This is a genomic window from Bradyrhizobium altum (assembly GCF_020889705.1).
GTDB lineage: Bacteria > Pseudomonadota > Alphaproteobacteria > Rhizobiales > Xanthobacteraceae > Bradyrhizobium > Bradyrhizobium altum.
The window spans coordinates 1-3,428 of the sequence record NZ_JACMYP010000463.1; the positions used below are offsets into that span (position 1 = coordinate 1).

General features: G+C 65.1%; 3 protein-coding genes and 1 pseudogene. 1 reads left to right on the top strand and 3 read right to left on the bottom strand.

Annotated features, from left to right (window positions below):
* A partial coding sequence (locus tag H8B02_RS46225) for a beta-1-3, beta-1-6-glucan biosynthesis protein (RefSeq protein WP_229172361.1) occupies positions 1–473 on the bottom strand: 473 nt, incomplete at its 3' end.
* 244 nt (positions 474–717) lie between these two features.
* Here H8B02_RS46225 and H8B02_RS46230 point away from each other — a divergent pair.
* Positions 718–2,346 (top strand): glycoside hydrolase family 17 protein, encoded by a 1,629-nt coding sequence (locus tag H8B02_RS46230; RefSeq protein ID WP_229172362.1) that lies wholly within the window; start codon positions 718–720, stop codon positions 2,344–2,346.
* Here the strand turns inward: H8B02_RS46230 and H8B02_RS46235 are convergent.
* Positions 2,306–2,686 (bottom strand): hypothetical protein, encoded by a 381-nt coding sequence (locus H8B02_RS46235; protein ID WP_018271584.1) that lies wholly within the window; start codon positions 2,684–2,686, stop codon positions 2,306–2,308. The two genes, H8B02_RS46230 and H8B02_RS46235, sit on opposite strands and share 41 nt — an antisense overlap.
* Before the next feature lie 95 nt (positions 2,687–2,781).
* Positions 2,782–3,428, bottom strand: a pseudogene (locus H8B02_RS46240) (hypothetical protein); the annotation flags it as partial.

Here is a 3,428-nt window from a genome sequence, read left to right on the forward strand (position 1 = left end):
CCCGGGTTGATCCAGCAGGCGTGGATGCGGCCGTCGAGGCTGCCGCGCACCTTGTCGTCGATCTGGGCGCCGAACCGGGTCAGGCAGCGGAAGGCAGCCTGGACGTGCCCGCCGGGGCAGCCGAACCGGTCATAGAGGTCGAGATGCCGGAACGCGGTATCGAGGTCGTCGTTCCACATCAGGCGGACCACGCGGCGGCCGAGCCAGACGCATTCCGGGTTGCCGGCCGGGCCGTTGATGGCCTGCTGGGCCTCGACGAACTCCTCGACCTTGCGCTGGTTGGCCTCCCGCACGGCGTTGGCGTTGGCGTCGGGCTGTCCAAGCTGCTGTTTGGCCTGGTCGGGCGGATTCGGCGTGCCGCTCTGGGCGAACGCGCCGCCGGCTCCGTTCACGAGCGCAAGCGCTGTGACGAGGCCCGTTACGGCAAGATGGCGCAAAGCAGTGTTCTTCAACTCAAGCAGCCGTCGACGCATGCATTCCCCGATATGTTCCGGCCCCTGCGGGATCATCCTAACGGCTCGCGTGATGCCGTCCAAATAGGTCTCCGGTGCGGCGGAGACTCTGGCGGAATCCCATGACTGGAATTTGGTATTTTGTCCAGCAAACTCACAACTTTATCGACCCAGCGCAAAACTGTCGCAGGACAACCATGGTATTGACCGATTCCTGGACTTGGCAGACGGGCCGTGACCGGCTAATTCGACGGTCCCCCGGAGGATGGAACCGATTTCGCTTCGTACGCCGCTGGCGCTTCTCCTGATCTCGCTCGCTGTGATTGCATCCGTGTGGTGGTGGCTCGCCACGCCGATTACGCTCGCGCGCGCGCCGATCGATCCTGCCGCAAAGCTGCAATGCGTGTCCTACACGCCGTTCCGCGGCGCCCAGACGCCGCTCGATCCCACCACGCAGATTCCGATCGAGCAGATCGAGCAGGACCTCGCCGATCTCGCCAAGGTCACCGACTGCGTGCGCACCTATTCGATCGAGAACGGCCTCGACCAGGTCCCCGGCGTTGCGGCCAAGGTCGGGCTGAAGGTGATGCAGGGCATCTGGCTCAGCAGCAACCGCTTCAAGAATTTGCAGCAGATCGCGATCGCGGTCCGGCTCGCCAAAGAATATCCCGATGTCGTCACCTCGCTGATCGTCGGCAACGAGGTGCTGCTGCGCGGCGAGATGACCGCCACCGATCTGGCCGGCAACATCCGCGCGGTGAAGGCTTCGGCAGGCAATCTCCCGGTCACCTATGCCGATGTCTGGGAATACTGGGTGAAGAACCGCGAGATCTATGACGCGGTCGATTTCGTCACCATTCATATCCTGCCGTATTGGGAGGACATCCCGATCAAGGCGAAGTACGCCGCGGCGCATGTCGACGATATCCGCAAGCGGATGGCGGTGACGTTCCCCGGCAAGGAGATCCTGATCGGCGAGACCGGCTGGCCGAGCACGGGGCGGATGCGGGAGGGCGCATTGCCGTCGCGCACCAACCAGGCGCGGGTGGTGTCCGAGATTCTCGATCTCGCCAGGCGCGAGGGATTCCGGGTCAACCTGATCGAGGCCTATGACCAGCCCTGGAAACGCATGCTCGAGGGCACCGTCGGCGGCAATTGGGGCCTGTTCGATTCGATCAAGCGGCAGGTGAAATATCCGCCGGGCGTTGCGATCAGCAACTATCCTGACTGGAAGCTGCAGATGGCGGGCGGCATGGCGCTGTCCGTCGCCACCTTCCTCGCGGCCTGGCTGACGCTGCGCCGCCGGCCCTGGACGCCGCGGCCCTCAGCCTGGATCGCGGTTGGCATTTCGGCGACGACGGCGGGGACGCTGCTCGGGATCGCCGGCGACAAGATGTATTACGAGAGCTACGGCGTCGGCGGCGGGCTGCATTGGGGCGTGCTGCTCGCAGCCGCGATCGTTTCGCCCCTGCTGACCGCGCATGCGCTGATCGCCGGGCGCTCGCTGCCGACCTTCCTGGAGCTGGTCGGGCCGCGCGACTATCGCGGCAAGGGTGCGATCGGCGCGTTGCTGGCGATCGTGCTGGTCATCACCACGGTGATCGCCGCCGAGACCGCGCTCGGCTTCGCCTTCGATCCGCGCTACCGCGATTTCCCCTACGCCTCGCTCACCATGGCGGTGGTGCCGTTCGCGCTGCTGACCATGCTCAATCGCCCGAAGGAAGGCATCCGGCCGCTCGCGGAATCCGTGTTCGCCGGTCTTTTGGCGATCGCCGCCCTCTTCACGATCTACAACGAGGGCACGATCAACTGGCAATCGGACTGGACCTGCGTGATGTACCTCTTGCTCGCCGCTACGCTGTGGCGGGCGCGGGCCGCGCAAAACCCAGGATAAACAAGCCGATCGCAAGTCCCGACAGCACGACGTTGTAGAGCACGATCCCGAGCCCGGCTGCGATCAAGCCGACGGTGAGCAGCACGATCGACGGCCGCGTCAGGTTCAGCACCGCAATCACCAGCGCCGTGATCCCGAACACCGAGTTCTTGAACAGCACGGTCGACAGTGCGCGGGCCTTGCAGAGCATGGTCTGCGTGCCGGCGTCGCAAGCCAGTGCAACTGGCGAGAACTCGATTGCGAGATAGCGCACATACAGCGCGTAGCCGACGGTGACGAAGCCCACGACCATCAGGAACTGGACCTGATAGGGGGAGAGGCGGAACGGAGGTTTTGTCATCGCGGCACTATGGTCGGGAACGGGGTTTCGGACAAGGCTCGGTCAGAGCAGCGAAATCGGTTGAGAATTTGGCCGCAATCCTTTGCCGGACATGATTATTGGCTGTTCCGCCGGAACATCGAGGAGATTGTCGTCGGCTCTGGCTTCTTTTCCTCGGCAACCGGCTGCGGCGGTGTGACCGTGCGCCTCGACGCGGCCCGCCGGTGCGGCAAAGCCGACTTGGCTCCCGCAGGCGGCTCGTTCAGGGCCAACCGCTGGCCGTCATAGATCGCCGTCTCGCAGGTCCGCTGGACCAGGCTGAGGCCGGCGCAAATCCTGGCGGCGGTCCCGGCGTCGTTCAGCGGTCCGGCCACCAGGCGCAACTGCATGCCGAGCCCGTTGCTGTTCTCCTTGATGACGATGATCGGCCGCAGCGCAGCCAGCGGCGCGTTGGCCTTCGACTTCAAGAGGCTGCGCCAGAGTGCGCGCAGTCCGTTGACCGAATTTGCCGTGCCCAGATCGACGCCGAACTCGGTGCGCTGGATCTGCGCCTTCGGCGCATCGTCTTCAACTTCGGAGTCCGGATCCGGTGTGATCACGAGCGGCGGGATCGGCGCGGCGTTGACATCGCTCGAGGTCGGCGGTTTGGGCGCATCGGTTACCTTGTTCAGCACAGGATCGCGCGATGCCATCAGCGGCTTGTCCGCAGCCGGCGTGGCCGCGGGCGCTGGCGCTGGCGCGGCCGCCTTTATTTCGTCGGTAC